The sequence below is a fragment of the Collinsella sp. LCP19S3_H3 genome (assembly GCF_052119145.1).
Taxonomy (GTDB): domain Bacteria; phylum Actinomycetota; class Coriobacteriia; order Coriobacteriales; family Coriobacteriaceae; genus Collinsella.
On record NZ_JBQKFW010000052.1, the window covers coordinates 1 to 461 of the forward strand.

The window sequence follows — 461 nt, forward strand, 5'->3', positions numbered from 1 at the left end:
GCGCCCCCGGTCCCCGGGGCGCGGCCCTCTTGCTTAAACTGCTCAATTTTTCGTGCTCACGGTGCTCATTTCCCAGTGATCACTCGGACCACTTCTTAGTGAACATCAACATCACGCGCCGGCCGATGCAGCGCCTGGGCACGGACCACTCCCTACCGGCGGCCCTGACGAGCATGGTCGGCGGGACGGTCTGGACGCTCACGTCGCCCACCATCGACTCGAGGAGACGGAGGTTCCCGATGGGCCGCAGGCTCTCCTTCTCCCGCATGAACAGCGCGTCGGGCGGCAGGCCGGTGGTGCGGTTCGGCTCAGAGTTTGCCTGGGCCTCGACCCGGGCCACCGCCTCGACTAGGCCGCTCCACCCGGTGAACTCGCCGCCGTAGGCGAGCAGGCGGTTCAGGAAGCGGTTGGCCGACTCGTCCTTGCCCTTGGTCTGCGGCGAGCGCGGCGCGCAGAGCCTG

Annotated in this window: 1 pseudogene; it reads right to left on the reverse strand. The window is 68.1% G+C overall.

The window, feature by feature from the left end:
* Positions 1–79: 79 nt before the first annotated feature.
* A pseudogene (locus ACTQZF_RS09265) lies at positions 80–461 on the reverse strand (IS21 family transposase); the annotation flags it as partial.